This window comes from Polaromonas sp. P1_E3 (genome assembly GCF_056405935.1).
The window spans coordinates 1-1,415 of the sequence record NZ_JBFUBD010000567.1 but is presented as its reverse complement, the minus strand read 5'-3'; the positions used below and the strand labels follow the sequence as shown (position 1 = coordinate 1,415).

The window sequence follows — 1,415 nt, the reverse complement described above, 5'->3', positions numbered from 1 at the left end:
GGCTGACCTCGGCCAGGCCAAACGCATCGAAGTGGGCAAAGAAAACACCATCATCATCGACGGTTCCGGCGCCGCTGCCGACATCGAAGCACGCGTCAAGCAAGTGCGCGTCCAGATCGAAGAAGCGACCAGCGACTACGACCGTGAAAAACTGCAAGAGCGCGTGGCCAAGCTGGCCGGCGGTGTTGCCGTGATCAAGGTCGGCGCTGCCACCGAAGTCGAAATGAAGGAAAAGAAAGCCCGCGTGGAAGACGCACTGCACGCTACCCGCGCTGCCGTGGAAGAAGGCATTGTGGCCGGCGGCGGCGTGGCCCTGCTGCGTGCCAAGCAAGCTGCAGGCAAGATCGCTGGCGACAATCCTGACCAGGACGCCGGTATCAAGCTGGTGCTGCGCGCCATCGAAGCTCCCCTGCGCGAGATCGTTTACAACGCAGGCGGCGAAGCCTCTGTGGTGGTGAACGCGGTTCTGGCCGGCAAGGGCAACTACGGCTTCAATGCCGCCAACGACACCTACGGCGACATGATCGAAATGGGTATCCTGGATCCCACGAAGGTCACCCGCACCGCACTGCAGAACGCAGCCTCCGTCGCATCCCTGATGCTGACGACTGAAGCCATGATTGCCGAAGCTCCGAAGGAAGAGTCCGGCGCTGGCGGCGGCATGCCAGGCGGCATGGGTGGTATGGGCGGCATGGGCGACATGGGCATGTAATGCCTGCCTGAGCTCACGCTCCGAAAAAAGGGCCGCGAAAGCGGCCCTTTTTTTTATTGCCGCTTCGTTTTGTACGAAAAATGTTTACACACGGCAAAGCCCTTCGTCGACCGCACCACAGTCTCTTCACAAAAATGGGAAGGAAGATGCTGCATGCTGGCGCTAGCCGCTACCATGATTTCTCATGAGCCACCGCATGACTTTCTTCACCCCGCGCGATGCCGCAAATACCACCCAAAAACTATTCATGGCGGCCGTCCTTGCGGCCTCTTCAGCCCATGTCTTTGCGCAACAGGCTGGCACCTGGTCCATCTCGGCCGGGTTCACGCGCATTGCGCCCTCGGTAGACAGCGGCAGCCTTTCGGCACCCTCCGGGGCAGGCGTTATTCCAGACGCCAAGGTCGACGTCAGCAACAGCACCCGGTTAACGGCCGCAGTGAATTACATGGTCACCGATCACGTCAGCCTGCATCTGCCCTTGGGTTTGGGTTTCAGGCATGACGTCAGCGGCGCAGGCGTGCTCGCCGGTGTCGGCAAGGTGGCCGAGACCCGGGCCCTGCCCATCACGCTGATCGCCCAATACCGGTTTCTTGACGTGGACGCCCGGTTTCGGCCCTATCTGGGGGCCGGCCTTTCCTATGTGAAGTTCTACAGGGAACGCGGCTCGGCCATGCTGACCGCGTTGACCAACCCAGGGGGCCCC

Annotated in this window: 2 protein-coding genes; both read left to right on the top strand. The window is 61.4% G+C overall.

All coding sequences use genetic code 11. The annotated features are described in order from the left end of the window. The coding region (locus AC1D0Z_RS21755) for a TCP-1/cpn60 chaperonin family protein (RefSeq protein ID WP_477660230.1) at positions 1–712 on the top strand (712 nt) is incomplete at its 5' end. Between the two features lie 196 nt (positions 713–908). Then, the coding region (locus AC1D0Z_RS21750; protein WP_477660229.1) for an OmpW/AlkL family protein at positions 909–1,415 on the top strand (507 nt) is incomplete at its 3' end.